This window comes from Mycobacterium sp. NGS45, from assembly GCF_059812645.1.
Genome location: NZ_JCALDB010000009.1, coordinates 59,224 through 80,283 on the forward strand (window position 1 = coordinate 59,224; position 21,060 = coordinate 80,283).

A 21,060-nucleotide genomic window follows, 5' to 3' on the forward strand; every position below is an offset into this window, starting at 1 on the left:
GGGATGGACCGATGACGGTGGCCGCGCGTCCCGCTGATCAGGGCGCCTCCGACGCGGTGCTGGGCTGGTGGCGCGGCTACATCGACCGGCACCCGATGCGGTCGCTGCGCACCGTGGGCGGCCAGTGCGTGCTGGCCGTGCGTACCTTCCAGTACCTGTTCGCCGATCTGATCCGGGGCCGGTTCCCGTTCTGGGAGTTCGTCGAGCAGGCGGTCTTCATGGCCCGCACCGCTGTGGTCCCGACGCTGTTCGTGGCGATCCCGATCAGCGTCACGCTGGCGGTCCAGTTCAGCCTGCTGGCCGGCCAACTCGGCGCCACCGCGCTGGCCGGCGCGGCCAACGGGCTGGCCACCATCCGGCAGGGCGCCCCGCTGGTGGCGGCCGTGCTGATGGCCGCCGCGGTGGGCTCGGCGATGAGCGCCGACCTGGGCGCACGCACCATCCGCGACGAAACCGACGCCATGGAAGTCATGGGCATCTCGGTGATCCGCCGCCTGGTGGTGCCCCGACTGGCCGCCGCGGTGCTGATCGCGATCGCGCTGACCGGCTTCACCTGCTTCATCGGGTTCTTGGCCGGCTATGCGTTCACGGTGATGCTGCAAGGCGGCACACCGGGTAGCTACACCGCCACCTTCTCCTCGTTCGCCACGGTCGACGACCTGGTGGTGACCATGGTCAAGGCCGTGGTGTTCGGCGTGATCGTGGCGATCATCGCCTGTTACAAGGGATTGGACACCAGCGGCGGGCCGGCCGGGGTGGCCAACTCGGTGAATGCCGCTGTGGTGCAGTCGATCCTGTTGCTGCTGCTGGCCAACGTGCTGATCAGTCAGATGTACCTGGTGCTGTTCCCGAAGACGAGTTTCTGACCATGGCATCCAGTTTCGTTCCGCTGCACCTGCGCCCGCTGGCCGCGGGTGTGCAGTCCACCCGCTACCAGATGGCCCGCAACGGCCACATCGTGGCGTTCTTCTTCCGCACGCTGGCCGGAATCCCGGTGGTGTTCAAGCGGTATCGCAAGGAATTCCTGCGGTTGTCCTCCGACGTCACCTGGGGCAACGGGTCGATCGTGGTCGGCGGCGGCACCGCCGGTGTGGTGCTGGTGGTCGGCGCGGCGGCCGGCGCCGTGGTGGCCATCGAGGGCTACAACGCGCTCAACCTGCTGGGCCTGGGACCGGCCACCGGCCTGTTGACCGCGCTGGCCACGGTGCGCGAATTGGCGCCCATGATGGCGGCTCTGGCGTTCGCCATCCAGGCCGGCTGCCGGTTCACCGCACAGCTGGGCGCGATGCGGATCTCCGAGGAGATCGACGCGCTGGACTCGGTGGCGATCCGGCCGATCCCCTACCTGGTCACCACCCGGGTGCTGGCCTCGGCGATGGCGGTCATCCCGCTGTTCGTGGTCTGCCTGGCGCTGAACTTCCTGGTCTGCCAGTTCGTGGTGTACGTGGCCAGCGGGCAGGCCTCGGGCACCTACCTGCACTACTTCACCTTGATGCTGTCCGGCCGGGACATGATCTTCGCGGTGATCAAAGTCGCGGTGTTCGTGGCGATCATGTCGACCGTGCAGTGCTACTACGGCTTCTACGCCTCCGGCGGACCGCAGGGCGTGGGGGTGGCGGCCGGGCGGGCCATGCGGTTGTCCATCACGTTGATGGTGGTCACCAACATGATGCTCACGATGGCCTTCTGGGGCGTCGACTCCGGCGGGAGGCTCGGCGGCTGATGGGCAATCAGTTCGAACTGGACGGCCGCGGGCCCTCGGACCGGGCACTGATCCTGACCTGCGTGGCGTTCTTGGCGGTGTGCGCCGTCGTCGGTGCGCTGATGATGGCCAAATCCAATGGCTCGCTGGACCCTCGGGTGCCGGTGGTGGCCAAGCTGCCCAGCGTCGGCGACGGCCTGCCACCCAAGTCCGACGTCAAGTACCGCGGCGTGCTGGTCGGCTCGGTGCGCTCGGTGAACCCGGCGCTGGCCGGCGGCGACAACGTCGTCGACATCGACCTGAAACCCGAATACAGCGCCCACATCCCGGCCACCGTGACCGCCCGGATCGTGCCGGGCAACGCGTTCGCGGTGTCCACCGTGCAGTTGGTGAACAACGGTGACGCGCGGCCGATCCAAGCCGGCGACGTCATCACCCAGGACACCACGCTGCCGACCCAGCTGTTCCAGACCACGCTGGCCAAGGTGCGCGAACTGGTCGCCGCGGTGGGCCGTCCGGACACCGACCACACCCTGGGTGTGATGCGCGCCATCGCCGACGCCACCGCCGGCAAGGGACCCGAGTTGACCTCGGCCGCACAGGGTTTGAACCGGATCGTGACCGAGATGAATGAGCTGCGCACCGACGGATCCGGGCCGCCCACGCTGGCGACCTGGAACGCTGCGCTGGATGCGCTCGGGCACACCGCACCCGAACTGCTGGACTCGCTGCAGAACGCGGTGCAGCCGATGCGCACCATCGCCGAGCAACGGGTCGCCCTGACCAACCTGCTGACCGGCGCCGACCACACCGTCGGCACGGTGCGCACCGCGATGGACAACCACACCGACAACCTGGTCGGGATCACCACCAACCTGACGCCGGTGATCGGGGTGCTGGCCGACCACGGCGCGAAGTTCCCCGCCATCAGCGTCGGACTGAACAACGTGATCGACGGGTTCTTCGACGAGATGTGGACCCGCACCGGCAAGAAGGTGACGTTCACCTTCAAGCTGGTGGTCGCGCTGGCGCCGCTGCGGCTCTACAACCGGGCCGACTGCCCGGTGTACGGCGAATTGCGCGGACCGAGTTGTGCGACTGCCCCGGAGGGCATTCCGGTGGTCGACACCCGACGTCTGCCCGACCCGCGCGGCTACATTCCGCCGCCCGGCATCACCCTGCCCGATCCGGCCACCCCGGCCGACGAGGTGCTGCAGGGTGCCCTGCAGGTCCCCCCGCCGCCGGCCGAGTTCGTCCCGGGAACGCCATGAGTGAACGACCCCGCAAGTTGATCTGGCTGGCCCTGTTCATGACGGTCTGCCTGACCCTGACCTGGACCATCCTGGTCACCTTGCGCCGCGAGGTGCAGGGCGACACCTACACCTACACCGCGAAGTTCACCGACGTCACCGGACTGCGGGAGGGCTCCGATGTCCGGGTGGCCGGGGTGCGGGTGGGCCGCGTCGATGCGATCGGACTGGACGGCGAGTTGGCCACCGTGCGGTTCCGGGTGCAACGCGATCAGCCGCTGTACGGCAACACCAAGGCCTCGGTGGTCTACCAGAACATCATCGGGCAGCGCTACATCGGTTTGACCATGGCCGATTTCGGTGCGCCCGAACGGCTGCCGAACAACGCCGTGATCCCGGTCGAGCGCACCGAACCGTCGTTCGATGTGACCAACCTGCTCAACGGCTTCGAGCCGATGTTCACGCTGCTGGACCCGACCAACCGGGGCAATCTGTCCAACGCGTTGATCAATGCGCTGCAGGGTGATTCGGATTCGGTGGTGCTGCTGGTGTCGCAGACCTCGGAGTTGGCGCAGTCGATGGCCGGCCCGGATCAGGTGCTGGGCCGGGTGATCGACAGTTTGAACGCGGTCACCGAGAACCTGGCTGCACGCGGCTCCGAGTTGCAGACCACCCTGACCCAGATGCGGTCGGTGGTCTCCGGTTTGAATGCGCATCGCGACGAGTTGGTCACCTCGACCGGTTCGATCAACACCGTGGTGTCCCGGCTCTCGGCGATCACCACCGCGACTCAGCCCGATCTGCACGACATGCTGGCGCGCGAACCCGGCATGCTCGCGGCGATGGTGAACACCCAGGACGGCTGGGCCACCCTGGGGTCCAATCTGCCGGCCGTACTCAAGGGTCTGTCCCGGATCACCGGTGACTCCACCGCGATGAGCGCGATGCCGTGTGATTTCAACTTCACCCTGTTCAACTTCCTCAAACCGATCATCCCGACCATCGTCAACGCGGCTACCCCGGGCGGGCAGCGCAAGTACACCGCGAAGTGCAGGTAGGGCATGCGAATCTTGAAGTGGCGTAAGCGCTCTGAGGGCAACGTCGAGCCAGACCAGCCGGGTCGGCCGCGTACGCTGGAGGACCGCAATCAGGCCCTGCTGGGCACGTTGGCGTTGCTGACGTTGGTCGTGGTGATCGCGGCCACGACCATGATCAGCTCGCTGCACCTGGGCAAGCGGAGCTACACCGCCGAGTTCCTGCAGGCGGCCAGCCTGCGGCCGGGTGACGAGGTGAGCATCGCCGGTGTCCCGGTCGGAGTGGTCAGCGGCACCAAACTCGACGTCAACCGCGTCGTGGTGAGCATGAAGTTGGAGAAGGCAGTCCGGCTCGGCGTCGAGACGCAGGCGTCGATCAAACTCACCACGGTGCTGGGGTCTCGCTATGTCGAGTTGCGGCCCAAGGGTTCCGGCAGCCTGCCCGGTGACCGGATCCCGCTGGCCAACACCGAGGTGCCGTACGACCTGCAGAAGCTGCTGTCCGACTCGACCACCACGTTCGAGGAGGTGGACGCCGAGCGGTTCGCCGAATCACTGCACACGCTGTCCGGCCAGCTCGACGGTGTGCCGGCCGTGCTGCCGGATGCCCTGACCAACGTGCAGAGCCTGTCGGCGATCATCTCCGATCGCCGCGACCAGATCTCGGACCTGTTGCGCAACACCGCAACCGTCGCCGAGATCCTGGGCGGGCAGGAACAGGACCTGGCCGCCCTGGTGACCCAGGGCCGGGAGCTGACCGGTGAGGTGGTGGCGCGCCGCGCGGCAGTCGAGCAACTGCTGCGGGCCACCAGCACGCTGATCGCCACCGCTGATGACGTGATGGCGACCGACCACGCGCAGATCGACAAACTGCTGGCCGATCTGCAGGGCGTGATGTCGATGCTCGGTGACCATGATGCTCTGCTGCGCAACCTGTTCCAGATCATGCCGGTGGCGATGCGCAACGCGGCCAACGCAACCGGATCGGGCCCGTTCCTGGACTTCATGCTGCCGGGCGGATTGATGGTCGATTCCTGGATGTGTGCCATCAGCCTGCGCGCCGAGCAGTGGAAGTGGCCCGAGCGCTACCAGTACTTCAAGGACTGCGAGTGAGGCCGGGACCGAAGATGACACGCAAGACCGCGATCCTGATCGCCGTGCTGACCGCCGTGGTGCTGGCGGTGGCCGGGGCGTATCTGTTCCGCCCCGAAACCAAGGCTCCGCTGCGCTTCACCGCCCAGTTCGACAACGTGATCGGACTCTACGAGGGCAACGACGTCTCGGTGCTCGGCATGCCGGTGGGGCGGGTGACCTCGATCGTCAACCGCGGCACCCACATCGACGTCGGCATCGAGGTGTCCGGCGACATCGACGTGCCGGCCGAGGTCACCGCCGTCACGGTCGGCACCTCGATCCTGACCGACCGGCACATCGAACTCACCCCGGCCTACTCCGGTGGCGCGAAGTTGGCCGACGGCGCGATCCTGGGGCCGCAATCGACCAGGACTCCGATCGAATTCGACCGGGTGCTGAAGATGGTGGACAAGCTCGGCGGCGCGATGAGCGGCGACGGCCAGGGCGGCGGACCGTTGACCGAGTTGATGTCGGCCACCTCGGCGATCACCTCCACCAGCGGCCCGCAGATCAAGGAGGCGTTGGCCGGCCTGTCCGAGGCGCTGCGCACCGGCCCGGACGGCGGCGCGGCCACCGAGGAGAACCTGACGACCATCATCACCAACCTGAGCACGCTCACCGACGCGGCGGCCCGCAACGAGGTTCAGGTCCGTGAATTCGGCAGCTACGTGCGCCAACTCACCGACCTGCTGGCTTCCGAGCAGGTGGGCCGCGGGGAGACCGGTCGCCGGCTGAACAACCTGCTGGATCAGCTCAACGTGCTGTTGAGCGAAAACGGGGGCAACCTGAACAAGTCGGTCGGCAGCATGTCCCGGCTGAGCCGCGCGCTGGTGGACTACCGGCGCGAGCTGGCCGAGGTGTTCGACGTGGCCCCGCTGGCCATCGACAACGCGGCCGCGGCGATCGACATGGAGAACGGGATGCTGCGGGTGGGAGCACATTTCGACAATGTCTTCTTCGACAGCTCGATGACCAAGGAAGTCTGCAACATCCTGGGCCTGCGCCAGCTGGGCTGCCGGACCGGTTCGATCCGGGACCTGGGCCCCGACTTCGGGATGACCACCATGCTCGATGCCCTGACCAAACTGGAGGACCGATGAGCACCGGCCTTCGGATCGCCGTCGGCGCAGCGTTGAGCACCGTGCTGGTGGGCTGTTCGGCCGGTGTTGAGCAGCTGCCGCTGCCGGCGCCCGGCCTGTCCGGGGCCAGCTACGAACTCAACGCCGAGTTCAGCAACGCACTGAACCTGCCGGACCGGGCCAAGGTGCGGGTCGGCGGCGCCGACGTCGGCGAAGTGGTCGGGATGAGCGCGCGGGACTACACCGCGCTGGTACAGCTGCGCATCCTCGACGGCGTGCAGCTACCGCAGGGCACCACCGCCGAATTGCGCTCGGCCACCCCGCTCGGCGACGTGTTCGTCGCGCTGACTCCCCCGGCCGGCACGTCGGCACCGATGCTGCAGAACGGCGACGTGATCCCGCAGCAAGACACCAGTGCGGCGGCCACCGTCGAGCAGGTGCTGGCCACCACCTCGATGATCGTCAACGGCGGTGTGATCCGGAACCTGACCCGAGTGCTCAACGGGGTCGGCTCCGCGTTGGGCAAGGAGGGTGAAGGGCTCAACAGCCTGATCCACGAATCCCGCGCGCTGGTCTCGATGATGGCCGAACGCTCCGATGAGATCCGGACCGCGATGGACCGCACCGCGCAGCTGGCCGATGAGCTCAACGCCCGCCGGGACACCATCAACGACGTGTTGGGTTCAGCCACCCCGGCGCTGTTGACGTTGGCGGACAACACCTCTGCGATCGTCGGTCTGGTCAACCAGATCGGCGCGGTAACCGACCAGCTGCAGAAGTTCCCGGCCATCCAGGGCACCGACACCCGCAGCTGGATCCATGACCTGAACACGCTGTCGGCGGCATTCAACGAAGTGTCGACCGATCCGCGGGTCACGATGGCCAACATCCAGCGGTTTCTGCCGGCCGGGCTGAAACTGTTCGGCAGCAACGCCGCGGCCGCCGACGTCGACCTGCAGCAGGTGGCGATCGGGCACATCCCGGACATGAACCACTACGCCGACCCGGGCTTCACCGGACCCAAGTGGGAGAACTGGGACAACATGGTCGGCTCGGTCCGCTTCGTGCTGACCCAACTCGGGGACCGGGTGTGGGGTCCGGACCGCGGCCGGATCTGGGGGCCACCGCAATGAGTCTGCGTTCGGTTCTCAACCCGGTGGCCGCGCTGGCCATTCGCGCCGTGCAGTTCGCGGTGTCGCGGCGGTTGCTGCTCTCGGTTGTCGGCCAGCTGCTGCTGGTCGTGATCGGGGTGTCCTACCTGAGTTTCGGTGCGCTGCGGGTCAACCCGTTCGACCGGCAGATCTCGGTGCAGGTGGACCTGGAGGAGTCCGGTGGCCTGCTGGCCGGGCAGGACGTCACGGTGCGCGGCATCCCGGTGGGCCGGGTGAAGTCGGTCGACGTCACCGACGACGGTGTGGTGGCCACCGCGATGCTGGACGGAAATGTGCAGATCCCGGTGCGCGACACCGCGGTTCGGGTTTCCGTCCTGTCGCCGGCCGGTGAGCAGTACCTGGAATTCACGCCGCAGCAGACCGACGGTCCGTTCCTGGCCGACGGCGCGGTGATCGACCGCTCCCGGACCGAGACGCCGATCCCGTTGTGGCGCTTGCTGACCAACATCGACGGCGTGCTGGCCCAGGCCGATCCCGAGCAGATCAACTCGGTGATCGAAGAGCTCGGCGTCAGCGAACAGGGTCCGGAGAAGCTGCGGCAGCTGTTCAACGGTTCGCAGGTGCTGCTCAACACGCTCGATGGGGTGCTGCCGCAGACCATGACGCTGTTGCGCAGCAGTCGCACGGTGTTCAAGATCCTCGATGATTCCTCGGCCGGCCTGGACGCGATGTCGGACAACCTGGCGGCGACGCTGGGCGGGGTGGCCGGTAAGGATGCCGGTATCCGCGCGCTGCTGAACAACACACCGGACCTGCTGAACACCGTGGACACCGTGATCGCCGAGAACTCGCCGACCATGGTCGAATTGCTCGGCGACCTGAGCACCGTCGCGCAGTTGTCCTATGTCCGGGTGCCGGCGCTGGATCGGATGTTCAACGACGAACGTCAACCGCTGCTGGACGGCATCCGGTCGTTGATGCACGACGGTGCGATCTGGGCGATCGCCGACATCTATCCGCGCCCGGTGTGTGATTACCCGCATCAGCGCGATGTGCCGTTCATCCCGAACTATCCCGAGCCGTACCTGTACACCTACTGCCAGAACGACGACCCCAACCTGCTGGTCCGCGGCGCCCGCAACGCGCCGCGTCCACCCGGGGACGACACCGCGCTGCCACCGGCGGATCTGGATCCGCTGCGTCGCGCCGATCCGACGCCGATCACCGAGCACACCATCCAGTTGCCCTACGGCGGACCGGAGCTACCACCGGAATCACAGCCGCAACGTCAAGGTGGCCAATGGTGAACGCAGGCGGCGCGACGCGTTTGGTCGACTACCCAGCGGTAACCGACCAGACCGGCGGATGGAGCTGACATGCACGACGTCGACGGCCCAGTGAAAGGATCAGCCCGATGAGCACAGCCCGTGCCGTCCCGGCCGCACCCGCACAGACCGAGCCCGGCCGGCTCACCATGTTGCGCGATGAGCTGCTGATGCACTCGATGCTCAAGCGGGTCGCCGACCTGCCGGAAACGGTGTTCGTGCCGGTGCTGCGGCTGATCACCGACGACCGCGACGCCATGGAGGCGCAGTGGCAGCAGCTGGTGCGACGACGCCGTCGTCGGGGCGTGTTCGAGAGCCCGCGCAGCTCCTGGCAGCGCCAGTACGGCCAGTTCGTCGCCGAACTCGAATGGGTGAGCACCGAACTGTTGCGCGACCTGCCGTTCCAGGCCGTCGAGGAACTGGTCTCCGATGCCGTCGCCGGCCGGCTGCGGCACTGGCTGCGGTTCCTGATCCCGATGTTCAACGCCGTCAAGATCGTGCCCAAGGCCTGGTACGCCCCGGTGATGGACATGGGGGTGTCGATGTCGACCTTCCTGGTCGGCCCGATCCACCGCACCGGCGAGGAGCCGGGCGGAACCCTGGTCTACGAGATCCCGGAATGCGCGATTCATGTGGTGCCGGGAACCGGTGACGCCCAAGAGAATTCATGTTTGATGGGCTGTAAAGCAGCCTGCGAGAAGGTTTTCCACGCCGACGGCCCGATGCCGCTGGAGTTCGACCCGCACCTGCCCGGCCTGGGCTGCACACTGCGGGTCTACCAGGCCAAGTGATCTAGAACGGATTGGAGTCCGCGATGAGTCAGCCCAGTGTTGCCGACGGCAACGTGCAGGCCTACACCCCGCTCTACGACGAGTACGACTACACCATCGATGACGTGTCCGGTGAGCTGCCCGCCGAGTTGCGCGGCACGCTGTACCGCAACGGGCCCGGCAAGATGGAGGCCGGCGGCACCCCGCTGGGCCACCTGTTCGACGGCGACGGCATGCTGTCGATGTTCTCGATGGCGGACGGCAAGGTGCACTTCCGCAACCGGTTCATCCAGACCAAGCACTATCAGCGTTCGATCATCTCCGAGGGCGCCCCGTACCGGGCGCTGGGCACCATGCGCGACGGCGGTCTGCTGGCCAATGCGCTGCGGTTCCCGACCAATGTCGCCAACACCGGCGTGGTGATGCACGCCGGCAAGCTGCTGGCGCTGTGGGAGGGCGGCAAGCCCACCCAGGTCGACCCGGATACCCTGCGCACCAAGGGCGAATACGACTTCGACGGTGAACTCAAGTGGCTGGGCGCATTCTCGGCGCATCCGAAGTGGGACTGGGACACCGGTGACATGTACAACTTCGGCATGGCGATGGCGCCGATCCCCAAGTTGATCTGCTACCGGGTGGACCGGTACGGCAAGATGCATCGGCTGGGTTCGGTGCCGCTGCCGCGGCCGATGTTCAACCACGACGTCGGGTTGACCAAGCGCTACCTGGTGTTCGTCATCCCGCCGCTGGTGTTCCCGTTGAAGAAGTTCTTCGGCGCGGCCTTCGGCCTGCTCAACTACATCGAGGCGATCGAATACGACCACTCGATGGGCACCACGATCGCGCTGGTGCCGCTCGACGGTGGCAAGCCGCGGATCTTTCAGACCGACCCGCTGCTGCATCTGCACCTGTCCAACGCCTACGACGACGGCGAGGACGTGGTGGTGGATCTGCTGAACTACCACGCCAGCTGGGAGGACCTCAACGGTCAACTCTCGGCCGTGCAGGACCTGATGCAGACCTCCACCATGGCCTACGGCGGGGTGCCGACCCGGCTGCGGATCTCGCCGTCCGGCCAGACCACCATCGAGGAGTTCTCCACACTCAACGGAGAGTTCCCGACGCTCAACGTGTTCCGGATGGCCAAGCCGAACCGGTACACCTATCTGTCGGCCGGGGTGGACCAGAGTGCGTTCCCGAACGCGCTGGCCAAGATCGACAACCAGGCCGGTACCGAAGCGGTGTACCGGTTCCCGGACGGCTATCTACCGCACGAGTCGATCTTCGCGGCCCGGCCCGGCGCCGAGGCCGAGGACGACGGCTGGCTGCTCACGCCGGGGCTCGAGGGCGTCGACAACGTGATGAACCTGTCGGTCTTCGACGCCCAGGACATCGAGGCCGGGCCGGTGTACCAGGGCCGGCTGCGCCACCACCTGCCGTTGACCTTCCACGGCTGCTACACCCAGCGGATCGCCCAGCCGGCAGCTAGGTGATGGCCTGGAACTCCGGGACGATCAGGTCCCGGAGTTCGGCCCACGGCACGGTGATCACCGCGACGCCACGGCCGAACTGCCAGTCCGGGAAGTGCAACTCGATACCGGCGTCGGTGGGGACCCAGAACCGGAAGTTGGCGTCGACCGGGGCGACCTCACTGCCCCACTGCCACACCCCGGGCCGGCTGGGCGGTGCGTAGACCGTCGGGATGATCTTCTTGGTCTGCTCGGACAGTCGGGTCAATCCGGCCAACTTGTCGACGAACAGATTGTCCCAGTCGATCAGGACACCACTTCGGCAATCGAATACCCGGGTCGCCACGGCGTGGTACGGCAAATTGGGTTGATCGGCATTGTATTCACCGGTGAACAATTCTGAAATGGTCACCGCACGTTTCTGGATCCGGCCGTCGACGTTCAGCGTCCAGGGCAGGGTCTTGCTGGCACTGGGCTCGTAGGTCAACACCTGGCCGTGCGCTTCGGCGTCGATGATCCCGTTGATCTCCTCGGCCATCGCGGGGTCGCCACCGGCCACTCTTTCGTACCGAACGATCCAGTCGCCCAATTGATCTGGACTGGTTCCGGTGATGGTGATGGGCACCGCCGAGAAGCCGTCGCAGGGTGCGCCCGGGTCGGCCGCGGCCATCGGAACGGGTGCCGCCAATGTTGCGGCGGCCACCGCCAACGCGGGTACCCAGCGAATTCCCCGACCCCGTCGGATAATCTTGTTCACGATTTGCACACCGTTCATCGATTCATTTCTTGACTTCGAATATATCGTTTCCGTCCGGGTAATGGGCAAATCAACGGGCACCAATTCGGGGTCGCCCGCAATTTACCAACCAACCGGTTGGTGTTAGAGTTCAGGCCATGCGTACCGGCATCTTCCTCAGCTATGCGGGCGGCTTCCGTGAGGCCGCCGAACAGGTGGTCGCTCTCGAAGCCGCCGGTGTGGACATCGCACTGGTGGCCGAGGCCTACTCGTTCGATGCCATCAGCCAGTTGGGCTTCTTGGCCGCCAAGACCTCGACCATCGAACTGGGCTCCGGCGTGGTGCCGATCTACACCCGCACCCCGTCCCTGCTGGCCATGACCGCGGCCGGCCTGGACTACGTGTCCGACGGCAGGTTCCGGCTCGGCATCGGCACCTCCGGCCCGCAGGTGGTGGAGGGCTTCCACGGTGTGCCGTTCGACGCTCCGCTGGGCCGCACCCGGGAAGTGGTCGAGATCTGCCGGCAGGTGTGGCGCCGGGAGAACGTGGACTACGACGGCAAGTACTACCAGTTGCCGCTGCCCGCCGAGGCCGGCACCGGACTCGGCAAGTCCTTGCATCTGATCAATCACCCAGTCCGCGAACGGATTCCGATCACCATCGCAGCGCTCGGCCCGAAGAACGTGGCGCTGACCGCCGAGATCGCCGAAGGCTGGCAGCCGGTGTTCTTCTACCCCGAACGCGCCGACGAGGTGTGGGGCGACGCGCTGCGCGCCGGATTCGCCAAGCGGGATCCGGCGCTGGGCCCGCTGGATGTCATGGTGTCGGCCGGACTCGCGATCGGCGACAATGTCGAAGACCGGTTACGTTGGGCCAAACCACAATTGGCGCTCTACCTGGGCGGCATGGGAGCGCGCGGCAAGAACTTCTACCACAACCTGGCGACCCGGTACGGGTTCGGCGAGGCAGCCGACCGGATCCAGGACCTGTTCCTGGCCGGCCGCAAGCAGGAGGCCATCGACGCCGTGCCGGACGAGTTGGTGCGCAGCGTGTCGCTGGTCGGGCCACGCGGCTACGTCAAGGAACGCTTGGCCGCCTACGCCGAAGCCGGGGTGACCACCATGCTGGTGCATCCGCTGGCTGCCGACGACCGGGAGACGTTCGCGTTCGTCGAGGAACTGGTCGGCCTGACCGCCTGAGCGGGATCACTGCCCGGCCTGCGGTAGTTCTTCGGCGGCGGTCTCGCACGGCGTGGACCCGTCCGGATCCGCACCGAGCGGCGCGGCTATCTGCGGGTCCGGCTCGGGCGCGACGGGTTCGGGTGCGACGGGCTCGGGCTCGACGGGTTGCTCCGCCGCGTACTGCGGTTCAGCGTCGTCCGGCTCGACGTCCTCCGGTTCAGCGTCCTTTGGCGGCAACGGTTCCGAGGAGCCACCGCCGGTGCCGGCCGGCTGCTCGGGTTCGGTCTCCTCAGTTTCGGCCGGCTCGGCAGGCGGTTCGAACCCGTCGGCAAGCGGCTCGGCCGCTGCGAGATCGGGCAGCCCCAGCGGATCGAGGCCGTCGAGCAGGCCGTCACCGAGTCCGGTGGGCAGGCTGGGCAGCGCGCCCGAGTCCAACGCCTCCCCCGCCAACGGTTCGGCTGCCAGCGCCTCCCCCGCCAACGGCTCCGACACCAACGGGTCCGATGCCAACGGGTCTTCGAGAAATGGATCCTCGAGCTCGGCCAGCGGGTCCAGCTCGCCCAGCAGGTCGTCGACCGGCGGGGACGCGGCCGACTCGGTCACCGATCCGCTGGGCGCAGTCGCCACCGGCGCAGCCGCCACCGCGGGGGCCGGCTCGGGCGCAGCCGCAGCAGCAGCAGGCTCGGCGACCGGCCCCAACCAGCCCGGCACCTCGAAGTGCAGATTCGCCGGCAGCGCGGCGGCCTGCCCGGCCTCCCGATACGCCGCCGCCACCGCTGTCACGGCCGCCCGCGCCATGCCGATCCAGTCCGAACCCACCGCCGCGGCGACGAACGGATGCACCTGTTCGTCGATGACCGCCAGTTCCGGTTCGGCGGCCGTACCACTGAGCAGGGCCGCGCATGCGCTGCGCCACGCGGCGCGCTGGCCGCCGGCGCGCTCGGCCACCGCGATGGTGTCGGCGACCTTGCTGTCGACGATCCGCCACAGCTCCGCGCGCAGCGCCTCGGCCCGCTGCGCGGCCGCCGCCAGCGCCGCAACCAAGGTGGTCGCCGTCGCGCAGTGTCGGCGCAGGAAGTTCGCGGCCGCCTCGGCGCCGGTCCCCTGCCAGGCCGCCGACAGCTCCGCGCTCTGCCGTTGCACCTGCGCCAAACTCTGTTCGGCGGTGGCCAGCGCCGAACGCAAACCCGCACAATCGGTTTCGAGGACCGTCAGATCCAGTCCGTCCTCGGTGCCGTACCAGTCCCGCAGCTGCATCGGGTGCACGGTCAGATCCGGATGGGTATAGCCACGCAGGTGCGCGGCCCACAGATAGGTGGCCAGGTCATCGACCGCGGCCGCGCCCTGGCCGAGCCGGTCGGCGACGTCGTACGCCATGACTCAGCCGATCCCGGTGGTGGCGTCGGCTTCGGCGCCGGTGTAGCCATCGACGCCGTCGCGCAGACTGGCGCCGATCTCGGCGGCCGCGCGCGACCAGCCGCGGAACTCACCGAGCAGCGCATCCCAGCTCTGCCGCAATGCGGCGCCGTCGCCGGCATGCACCCGGCCGGCCACCGCGGCGCCGAAGGCCAGCTGCAGGCGAGCCAGTCCGTCGAGGTCGTTGGCGGCAGTGTCGAATTCGTCGGCGACTGCGCGCAGCGCCACCGGATTGACTTCAAGTCGTCCCATACCCGATTGGACGCACCAGCGGGCGAAACGGTTCCCGTCAGTTTTGCGCGCTGACCGATTCGGCCACCCGCGCCGCCAACGTGCGGGCGGTGTCCTCGTCGGCGGCCTCCACCATGACCCGGACCAGCTGCTCGGTTCCGGACGGGCGCAACAGGATTCGCCCGGTGTCACCGAGTTCGTCCTCGGCGGCCCGGACCGCGGACTGCACGGCGGGCGCGGCAGCGACGGTGGTCTTGTCGGTCACTTCGACATTGATCAGCACCTGCGGCAGGGTGCGCATGGCGGCGGCCAACTCGGCCAGCGGGCGGCCGGTCGCGGCGATCCGCGACATCAGCTGCAGACCGGTGACCACACCGTCGCCGGTGGTGCCGTAGGCGGGTAGCACGATGTGGCCGGACTGCTCCCCGCCCAGGGTGAATTCGCCGGCCCGCATCTCCTCGAGCACGTAGCGGTCCCCGACACCGGTGGTGCGCACCTCGATGCCGGCGGCCCGCATGGCCAGGTGCAGACCCAGGTTGCTCATCACGGTCGTGACCAGGGTGTTGGAAGCAAGTTCGTCGGCGTCGCGCATGGCCAGCGCGAGCACCACCATGATGGCGTCGCCGTCGACCACGGCGCCGGTGCCGTCCACGGCCAGGCAGCGGTCGGCGTCGCCGTCGTGCGCGAGCCCGAGGTCCGCGCCGTGCTCGAGCACGGCCTGGCGCAGCACGTCGAGGTGGGTGGAGCCGCAGCCGTCGTTGATGTTGAGGCCGTCGGGTTCGGCGTGGATCGCGATGACGTCGGCGCCGGCGGCCCGGTAGGCCATCGGGGCTGCGACCGAGGCCGCGCCGTGCGCGCAGTCCACCACCACGGTCAGCCCGTCCAGTCGGGTGCTGGCGGCCTTGCCGACGTGCAGCAGGTAGCGCTGCAGGGCGTCGTCGGCGTCGACCACCCGGCCGATGCCGGCGCCCACCGGGCGCACACCCGGACCGGCCGAGACCCGCTCGGCGATCCGGTCCTCGGTGGCGTCGTCGAGCTTGTGCCCGCCGTGGCCGAAGATCTTGATGCCGTTATCCGGCATCGGGTTGTGCGAGGCCGAGATCATCACGCCGAAGTCGGCGTCATAGGCGTTGGTGAGATAGGCGATCGCCGGGGTGGGCAGCACCCCGACCCGCAACGCGTCCACGCCTGCGCTGGTCAAGCCGGCGATGACGGCGGCTTCCAGCATTTCTCCGCTGGCCCGCGGATCACGGCCGACCACTGCCACCCGGCGGTGCGCCGGGCCGGATCGAGCCAGTTCCTGGGCTGCGGCCACGCCCAGCGCCAAGGCGAGTTCTGCGGTCAGATCGCTGTTGGCCAGACCACGTACTCCGTCGGTGCCGAACAATCGGCCCATACCGCTCCTCCGGGGATGTCGATTTCCCACTCCACCTTCGGTCGCGAGCGTGCGTTCGGCACGCGACACGCCCGGCGGTTGCGTGCTTTGACACACGCTCGCGACCAAAGGGTGACGTATCAGCGCTTGCTGTACTGAGGAGCCTTGCGGGCCTTCTTCAGGCCGTACTTCTTGCGCTCGATGGCACGCGGGTCCCGGGTCAGGAAGCCGGCCTTCTTCAGCGCCGGGCGGTCCTCCGGGGAGACCAGGATGAGCGCGCGGGCCAGCGCCAGGCGCAGCGCGCCGGCCTGCCCGGACGGGCCGCCACCGTTGAGGTGGGCGTACACGTCGAAGCTGTCCAGCCGATCCACGGTCACCAGCGGAGCCTTGATCAGCTGCTGGTGCACCTTGTTCGGGAAGTACTCCTCGAGGCTGCGGCCATCCAGGTTGAACTTGCCGGTGCCGGGCACCAGGCGGACCCGCACCACGGCCTCCTTGCGGCGGCCGACGGTCTGGATCGGGCGGTCGATGTACACCGGCTCGCGCGGCGTCGATTCCTCGACGGCCTCCACGTACTCGGTCACCTCGGGGGCCTCGGTGGTTTCCGGGGCCTCGGTGGTTTCGATCTCGCTCACTGGCTCACCTGCTTGATCTCGTAGGCAATCGGCTGCTGCGCGGCATGCGGATGATCCGGGCCGGCGTACACCTTGAGCTTCTTCTGGATCTGCCGCCCCAGCTTGGTGTGCGGCAGCATCCCGACGATGGCGTTCTCGACGACGCGGGTCGGGTGCTTCTCCAGCAGCTCGCCGATGCTGCGCTTGCGCAGACCGCCCGGGTAGCCCGAGTGCCGGTAGGCGAACTTGTTGGTCAGCTTGTTGCCGGAGATGGCAACCTTGTCGGCGTTGATGACGATGACGAAGTCACCGCCGTCGACGTTGGGGGTGAACGTCGGCTTGTGCTTGCCGCGCAGCAGATTGGCTGCCGCGACGGCGAGACGGCCGAGCACCACATCCTGGGCGTCGATGACGTACCACTGACGCGTGGTGTCACCTGCCTTGGGCGTGTACGTAGGCACAGCGCTTACCTCACTATCGGGCCCGTACGGGCGGTTGGATCCCGGCGTTCACCGGGTGCCGGTCAGGCGATGCGACAGGGTGTTCCCGGCGACCGACATCGACCCGGGACCCGCTCGCCCCTGCAAGCAGGAGGCACAGCACGCCAACGGTGGAGCTTACCGGTCGGCGTCCGCGCAGGTCAAAACCGCTCAGAAGAAGCCCTGGGCCGCCTCGGAGTAGGACACCAGCAGGTTCTTGGTCTGCTGATAGTGGTCGAGCATCATCAGGTGGTTCTCCCGGCCGATGCCGGACTGCTTGTAACCGCCGAACGCGGCGTGCGCCGGGTACTGGTGGTAGCAGTTGGTCCAGACCCGGCCGGCCTTGATGTCCCGACCCGCGCGATACGCCGTGTTGCCGGTGCGGCTCCACACCCCGGCGCCCAGTCCGTAGAGGGTGTCGTTGGCCTGCGCGATCGCGTCGTCGTAGTCGGTGAACGACGTCACCGCGACGACCGGCCCGAAGATCTCCTCCTGGAAGATCCGCATCTTGTTGTTGCCGGTGAAGATGGTCGGAGCGACGTAGTAGCCGCCGCTCAGGTCCCCGCCGAGTTCGGCGCGCTCACCGCCGGTGACCACCTGGGCGCCTTCGCTCTTGCCGATCTCGATGTAGGACAGGATCTTCTCCAGCTGGTCGTTGGAGGCCTGCGCACCGATCATGGTCTCGGTGTCCAGCGGGTCGCCCTGGCGCACGGCCTTGGTGCGGATCGCGGCCAGCGCCAGGAACTCGTCGTAGATGTCGGCCTGGATCAACGACCGGGACGGGCAGGTGCACACCTCGCCCTGGTTCAGCGCGAACATCGTGAAGCCCTCGAGCGCCTTGTCCCGGAAGCCGTCGTCGGCGGCCAGCACGTCGGAAAAGAAGATGTTGGGGCTCTTGCCACCCAGCTCCAGCGTCACCGGGATCAGGTTCTGCGACGCGTACTGCATGATCAGCCGGCCGGTGGTGGTCTCGCCGGTGAACGCGATCTTGGCAATCCGGTTGCTCGACGCCAGCGGCTTGCCGGCTTCGACGCCGAACCCGTTGACGATGTTCACCACGCCCGGCGGCAGCAGGTCGCCGATCACCGAGAACAGGTAGAGCACCGAGGCCGGGGTCTGCTCGGCGGGCTTGAGCACAACCGCGTTACCGGCCGCCAGCGCCGGGGCCAGCTTCCACACCGCCATCAGGATCGGGAAGTTCCACGGGATGATCTGGCCGACCACGCCGAGCGGCTCGTGGAAGTGGTAGGCCACGGTCTGCTCGTCGATCTCGGACAGCGATCCCTCCTGCGCCCGGATCGCCCCGGCGTAATACCGGAAGTGGTCGACGGCCAGCGGGATGTCGGCGTTCAGGGTTTCCCGGATCGGTTTGCCGTTGTCCCAGCTTTCGGCCACCGCGATGGCTTCCAGGTTCGCCTCGATCCGGTCGGCGATCTGGTTCAGGATGATCGCGCGCTCGGCCGCGGTGGTCTTGCCCCAGGCCGGGGCGGCGGCGTGCGCCGCGTCCAGGGCGGCCTCGATGTCGGATTCGTCGGAGCGGGCGACCTCGCAGAACACCTCGCCGGTGACCGGGGTGGGGTTCTCGAAGTAGCGGCCGGCCTTGGGCGGCACCCAACCGCCGCCGATGTAGTTGTCGTAGCGGGACGGAAACGACATCAGCGCACCGTCGGTGCCCGGTCGTGCGTAAACCGTCATGATGACCTCCTGGCCGGTGCGCGGGAAGCCGACTCGGGCCGGCTGCCACCCACCCTACAATCGGCGCTATCGACGCACCACGACGCAAGCCCCGCCAGGCCCGCGCCCAGGAAACAGTGGATGTCCTGGTCGAAGTGGCTGCCCAGGTGTTCGCCCGGGAAGGGTTGTCAGCGACCACAAATCGGATCGCCGAGCGGGCCGGGGTGTCGATCGGGACGCTCTATCAGTACTTCCCGGACAAGCACGCGATGTTGCGGGCCGTGGCGCACCGGCACGTCGGTCAGGCCCAGGACCGGTTCGCCGCGCTGTTCGCCCGGCTGCGGGTCGAGAACCCACCGTTCGACCAGACCATGACGGCCCTGCTGGCCGAGCTGGTGGACTTGCATCGGGAGGGCCCGACGCTGCACGCCCTGCTGCACCGGTTGACCACCACCGGGTCCGACCTCGAGGAACTGACCGCCTTTGAGAACCGGATCTGCCGCGAGGTCGCCTTCCACCTGCAGCGCTGCGGCCGGGCCGACGGCGCGGATGCCGACCGGCTGGCGCACTCCCTGGTGCACACCGTGGACGCGCAGCTGCACCGGGTGCTGACCCGGCACGGCTACCACGATGCGCTCGAACAACTGCAGCGCGTCGTCACCCAGCTGGTTCCGCCAGCTGCGTGACGGTGTTGCGGCCCACTCGTTCGAGCTGGGTCAAACCCGGCTCTTCGATCGGATAGTGCCCGCAGTTGTCCAGCAGGACCAGCTGGGTGGGCGCTGAAATCCGTTGCAGGAAGCGGGCACTGAGCTCCGGGGGGGTCCAGGTGTCGGCGGCCGGATGCACCAGTGTCACCGGCGGACCGGCGTAGTCCTCAGGCGCGGTGTGCGCGAAGTTCAGCCAACTGGACAAGAACCCGATCGGCACCCGGGTACCACCGCCGCGCGGGTCGGCTGCGCACAACCGGGACAATTCACGGTTGGCACTCATCGCCGTCATGTCCGCCAGCCAGCGGATCCCCACCGGCACCGAGCCCAGCAGCGGGTCCAGGGCGCGCAGCACCCGGTGACCATGCCGGCCCAGCAGCGGGAAGCGGGCCGCGGCCGTCCGAGCAGCGGGGTCGGTGGTGTCCAACAGGCAGGTCGCCAGCACCGCGGCCACCGCGCGGGTGCGTGCCGCCGCCTCATACGCCAGCATGCCGCCCATGCTGGCGCCGAACAGCACGATCGGCCGGTCATCGACGCGGCGTTCGGCAATGATGATGTCGCACAACAGATCTATCCAGTCCGGGTAGCGCACCCCGGACCGGTCCGGCACCTCGGTGTACCCGTAGAGCGGCAGGTCCGGGGCCAGTACCTCAACATCGGCCGCACGCCGCAGCGCCACCCCCACCAGCGGCCAGAGCGCCGCCGAATAACCACCGCCACCATGGACCAGGATGCCGCGTACCGGTGCGGCCGAATCCCCGGCCCGGACAATGTGGATTCGCCCGCCGCGCCAGGGCATCCAGCTCGAACGTGGCGGCACCGACGTGGTCCGGAGGCGATCGGGCAGGAATGCGGCGTACCGGGCTACGTTGGCGTTCAGGTCCGTCTCCAAGTTGGCGTTCACGAGACCATCGTGGTTCGCCCGGCAGGCCCGGACAACTCGCTTTCGGTGCGGCGTCTTACCAGCTCAACGGGGTCGTCGCCGGTGTTGCTCAGGTTCTGCGGCGGGGAGTCTGTGCGACCCCGCGGGCTCTCCTCCCGACGGGGCCGCACAGAAGTCGCACACCGGCGCGGGCTAGTGCCAGAGCCGCGACGAGCGCCGGTCGGCGTCGGCCACGGCGGCCGCGCCACTGCCCACCGCAGCGGCCAACCGGGTCAGGATGCCGTTGAGCGCGCTCGCCGAGTTGTTCCAGTTCATCTGCTGGTTGCGGTAAGCCGCGGCCGATTCCCGGGTCCAGATCTGCTGCAGGGGTTTGATGCGTTCGGCCAACTCCTCCAGCGCCGCGTTGAACCGGGTCGACGTGGCGTGGATGTCTTGTCGCACCATGACCTCGATCCGGTTGAAGTCATACGACATGGTGGTTTCTTCCATCACTGCTCCTCACATCTCGGTTTCGACGTTGCCGACCTGGGCGGCGTGTTCGCGGGCGGCTTCACGCAGTTGCACCTCGTTGCTGCGGATGGTGTTGGCGATCTGATCGAGTGCGCCGCACAGCTTTCCGGATTCGGCCTCCCAGCGCGCCACGACACTCTTGAAGGCCGCGGCCGCCGGTCCGCCCCACACCGCGGGCGGCACGGTGATCATCCGTGAGATGAAGGACTGCAACAGGTTTCGCAGTTCACCGCTGCGTTGCTCGGTGTCGGCGGCCACGCTGCGCATGAGTTCGAAGTCGGTGGCCAGGGCTTCGGAGTTGGCTGGTTCATCCATGATGTTTCCTCACTGGTCGGGGTGGATACTGGTTTCGACGCACCAGCGCCGGCCTCGGTTCCGG

The 21,060-nt window shown here is 67.9% G+C and carries 22 protein-coding genes; 12 read left to right on the top strand and 10 right to left on the bottom strand.

The features are described from left to right. The first annotated feature begins 11 nt into the window (after nt 1–11). The 10 genes from AC5Y3P_RS10235 (at nt 12) to AC5Y3P_RS10280 (ending at nt 10,899) form a co-directional block, all read left to right on the top strand. Nucleotides 12–866: an MlaE family ABC transporter permease gene (locus tag AC5Y3P_RS10235; RefSeq protein WP_500045782.1), complete on the top strand. Its 855-nt coding sequence runs from the start codon at nt 12–14 to the stop codon at nt 864–866. Between the two features lie 2 nt (nt 867–868). Continuing rightward, nucleotides 869–1,723 (top strand): ABC transporter permease, encoded by an 855-nt coding sequence (locus AC5Y3P_RS10240; protein ID WP_500045783.1) that lies wholly within the window; start codon nt 869–871, stop codon nt 1,721–1,723. After that, complete coding sequence (locus AC5Y3P_RS10245; RefSeq protein WP_500045784.1) at nt 1,723–2,973, top strand: MlaD family protein; 1,251 nt, start codon at nt 1,723–1,725, stop codon at nt 2,971–2,973. The genes AC5Y3P_RS10240 and AC5Y3P_RS10245 overlap by 1 nt, the downstream gene beginning before the upstream one ends. Continuing rightward, complete coding sequence (locus AC5Y3P_RS10250) at nt 2,970–4,010, top strand: MCE family protein (RefSeq protein ID WP_500045785.1); 1,041 nt, start codon at nt 2,970–2,972, stop codon at nt 4,008–4,010. Before AC5Y3P_RS10245 ends, AC5Y3P_RS10250 begins: the two co-directional genes overlap by 4 nt. A gap of 3 nt (nt 4,011–4,013) precedes the next feature. Continuing rightward, the gene (locus tag AC5Y3P_RS10255) at nt 4,014–5,099 is read left to right on the top strand and encodes an MCE family protein (protein WP_500045786.1); all 1,086 of its coding nucleotides are present in this window, start codon (nt 4,014–4,016) and stop codon (nt 5,097–5,099) included. A 14-nt stretch (nt 5,100–5,113) separates the two neighbouring features. Next, a complete protein-coding gene (locus tag AC5Y3P_RS10260; RefSeq protein WP_500045787.1) occupies nt 5,114–6,220 on the top strand; it encodes an MCE family protein in 1,107 nt (368 codons plus the stop codon). After that, nucleotides 6,217–7,332 carry an MlaD family protein gene (locus AC5Y3P_RS10265; RefSeq protein ID WP_500045788.1) on the top strand — a complete coding sequence of 372 codons (1,116 nt, stop codon included), beginning with the start codon at nt 6,217–6,219 and terminating at the stop codon, nt 7,330–7,332. The genes AC5Y3P_RS10260 and AC5Y3P_RS10265 overlap by 4 nt, the downstream gene beginning before the upstream one ends. Beyond that, a complete protein-coding gene (locus AC5Y3P_RS10270; protein ID WP_500045789.1) occupies nt 7,329–8,618 on the top strand; it encodes an MCE family protein in 1,290 nt (429 codons plus the stop codon). The genes AC5Y3P_RS10265 and AC5Y3P_RS10270 overlap by 4 nt, the downstream gene beginning before the upstream one ends. Nucleotides 8,619–8,725: 107 nt before the next feature. Continuing rightward, nucleotides 8,726–9,427: a hypothetical protein gene (locus AC5Y3P_RS10275; protein ID WP_500045790.1), complete on the top strand. Its 702-nt coding sequence runs from the start codon at nt 8,726–8,728 to the stop codon at nt 9,425–9,427. 23 nt (nt 9,428–9,450) lie between these two features. After that, nucleotides 9,451–10,899, top strand: a complete 1,449-nt coding sequence (locus AC5Y3P_RS10280) for a carotenoid oxygenase family protein (protein WP_500045791.1) — start codon at nt 9,451–9,453, stop codon at nt 10,897–10,899. Here AC5Y3P_RS10280 and AC5Y3P_RS10285 read toward each other — a convergent pair. Then, nucleotides 10,892–11,632 (bottom strand): DUF3298 domain-containing protein, encoded by a 741-nt coding sequence (locus tag AC5Y3P_RS10285; protein ID WP_500045792.1) that lies wholly within the window; start codon nt 11,630–11,632, stop codon nt 10,892–10,894. The genes AC5Y3P_RS10280 and AC5Y3P_RS10285 overlap by 8 nt on opposite strands. 137 nt (nt 11,633–11,769) lie before the next feature. On the opposite strand from AC5Y3P_RS10285, the gene AC5Y3P_RS10290 reads away from it, so the two are divergent. Continuing rightward, nucleotides 11,770–12,810: an LLM class F420-dependent oxidoreductase gene (locus AC5Y3P_RS10290; protein WP_500045793.1), complete on the top strand. Its 1,041-nt coding sequence runs from the start codon at nt 11,770–11,772 to the stop codon at nt 12,808–12,810. A gap of 6 nt (nt 12,811–12,816) precedes the next feature. On the opposite strand, the gene AC5Y3P_RS10295 is transcribed toward AC5Y3P_RS10290, so the two are convergent. The 6 genes from AC5Y3P_RS10295 to exaC form a co-directional block, all read right to left on the bottom strand. Then, a complete protein-coding gene (locus tag AC5Y3P_RS10295) occupies nt 12,817–14,169 on the bottom strand; it encodes a hypothetical protein (protein ID WP_500045794.1) in 1,353 nt (450 codons plus the stop codon). 3 nt (nt 14,170–14,172) lie between these two features. After that, nucleotides 14,173–14,460, bottom strand: a complete 288-nt coding sequence (locus AC5Y3P_RS10300) for a type VII secretion target (RefSeq protein ID WP_500045795.1) — start codon at nt 14,458–14,460, stop codon at nt 14,173–14,175. Nucleotides 14,461–14,497: 37 nt separating this feature from the next. Further along, nucleotides 14,498–15,835 (bottom strand): phosphoglucosamine mutase, encoded by a 1,338-nt coding sequence (glmM, locus tag AC5Y3P_RS10305; RefSeq protein ID WP_500045796.1) that lies wholly within the window; start codon nt 15,833–15,835, stop codon nt 14,498–14,500. A 119-nt stretch (nt 15,836–15,954) separates the two neighbouring features. Further along, nucleotides 15,955–16,440, bottom strand: coding sequence for a 30S ribosomal protein S9 (gene rpsI, locus AC5Y3P_RS10310; RefSeq protein WP_500045914.1), 486 nt, complete (start codon nt 16,438–16,440; stop codon nt 15,955–15,957). A 5-nt stretch (nt 16,441–16,445) separates the two neighbouring features. Continuing rightward, nucleotides 16,446–16,889 (bottom strand): 50S ribosomal protein L13, encoded by a 444-nt coding sequence (gene rplM, locus AC5Y3P_RS10315; RefSeq protein ID WP_500045797.1) that lies wholly within the window; start codon nt 16,887–16,889, stop codon nt 16,446–16,448. A gap of 189 nt (nt 16,890–17,078) precedes the next feature. Continuing rightward, entirely contained in the window at nt 17,079–18,602 is a 1,524-nt protein-coding gene (gene exaC / locus AC5Y3P_RS10320; RefSeq protein ID WP_500045798.1) for an acetaldehyde dehydrogenase ExaC, read from the bottom strand. 116 nt (nt 18,603–18,718) lie between these two features. Here exaC and AC5Y3P_RS10325 point away from each other — a divergent pair, with 116 nt between their 5' ends. Then, entirely contained in the window at nt 18,719–19,267 is a 549-nt protein-coding gene (locus AC5Y3P_RS10325; RefSeq protein WP_500045799.1) for a TetR/AcrR family transcriptional regulator, read from the top strand. Here the strand turns inward: AC5Y3P_RS10325 and AC5Y3P_RS10330 are convergent. The 3 genes from AC5Y3P_RS10330 to AC5Y3P_RS10340 form a co-directional block, all read right to left on the bottom strand. Beyond that, complete coding sequence (locus AC5Y3P_RS10330) at nt 19,239–20,192, bottom strand: alpha/beta fold hydrolase (protein ID WP_500045800.1); 954 nt, start codon at nt 20,190–20,192, stop codon at nt 19,239–19,241. The genes AC5Y3P_RS10325 and AC5Y3P_RS10330 overlap by 29 nt on opposite strands. Nucleotides 20,193–20,363: 171 nt before the next feature. Beyond that, complete coding sequence (locus AC5Y3P_RS10335) at nt 20,364–20,660, bottom strand: WXG100 family type VII secretion target (RefSeq protein WP_500045801.1); 297 nt, start codon at nt 20,658–20,660, stop codon at nt 20,364–20,366. A gap of 9 nt (nt 20,661–20,669) precedes the next feature. After that, nucleotides 20,670–20,996 (bottom strand): WXG100 family type VII secretion target, encoded by a 327-nt coding sequence (locus AC5Y3P_RS10340; RefSeq protein WP_500045802.1) that lies wholly within the window; start codon nt 20,994–20,996, stop codon nt 20,670–20,672. Nucleotides 20,997–21,060 lie beyond the last annotated feature (64 nt).

Bases quoted from the DNA above. Each gene is read 5' to 3' on its own strand.
- AC5Y3P_RS10235 (WP_500045782.1), top strand. From the start codon at position 12: ATGACGGTGGCCGCGCGTCCCGCTGATCAGGGCGCCTCCGACGCGGTG.
- AC5Y3P_RS10240 (WP_500045783.1), top strand. From the start codon at position 869: ATGGCATCCAGTTTCGTTCCGCTGCACCTGCGCCCGCTGGCCGCGGGT.
- AC5Y3P_RS10245 (WP_500045784.1), top strand. From the start codon at position 1,723: ATGGGCAATCAGTTCGAACTGGACGGCCGCGGGCCCTCGGACCGGGCA.
- AC5Y3P_RS10250 (WP_500045785.1), top strand. From the start codon at position 2,970: ATGAGTGAACGACCCCGCAAGTTGATCTGGCTGGCCCTGTTCATGACG.
- AC5Y3P_RS10255 (WP_500045786.1), top strand. From the start codon at position 4,014: ATGCGAATCTTGAAGTGGCGTAAGCGCTCTGAGGGCAACGTCGAGCCA.
- AC5Y3P_RS10260 (WP_500045787.1), top strand. From the start codon at position 5,114: ATGACACGCAAGACCGCGATCCTGATCGCCGTGCTGACCGCCGTGGTG.
- AC5Y3P_RS10265 (WP_500045788.1), top strand. From the start codon at position 6,217: ATGAGCACCGGCCTTCGGATCGCCGTCGGCGCAGCGTTGAGCACCGTG.
- AC5Y3P_RS10270 (WP_500045789.1), top strand. From the start codon at position 7,329: ATGAGTCTGCGTTCGGTTCTCAACCCGGTGGCCGCGCTGGCCATTCGC.
- AC5Y3P_RS10275 (WP_500045790.1), top strand. From the start codon at position 8,726: ATGAGCACAGCCCGTGCCGTCCCGGCCGCACCCGCACAGACCGAGCCC.
- AC5Y3P_RS10280 (WP_500045791.1), top strand. From the start codon at position 9,451: ATGAGTCAGCCCAGTGTTGCCGACGGCAACGTGCAGGCCTACACCCCG.
- AC5Y3P_RS10290 (WP_500045793.1), top strand. From the start codon at position 11,770: ATGCGTACCGGCATCTTCCTCAGCTATGCGGGCGGCTTCCGTGAGGCC.
- AC5Y3P_RS10295 (WP_500045794.1), bottom strand. From the start codon at position 14,169: ATGGCGTACGACGTCGCCGACCGGCTCGGCCAGGGCGCGGCCGCGGTC.
- AC5Y3P_RS10300 (WP_500045795.1), bottom strand. From the start codon at position 14,460: ATGGGACGACTTGAAGTCAATCCGGTGGCGCTGCGCGCAGTCGCCGAC.
- glmM (WP_500045796.1), bottom strand. From the start codon at position 15,835: ATGGGCCGATTGTTCGGCACCGACGGAGTACGTGGTCTGGCCAACAGC.
- exaC (WP_500045798.1), bottom strand. From the start codon at position 18,602: ATGACGGTTTACGCACGACCGGGCACCGACGGTGCGCTGATGTCGTTT.
- AC5Y3P_RS10335 (WP_500045801.1), bottom strand. From the start codon at position 20,660: ATGGAAGAAACCACCATGTCGTATGACTTCAACCGGATCGAGGTCATG.
- AC5Y3P_RS10340 (WP_500045802.1), bottom strand. From the start codon at position 20,996: ATGGATGAACCAGCCAACTCCGAAGCCCTGGCCACCGACTTCGAACTC.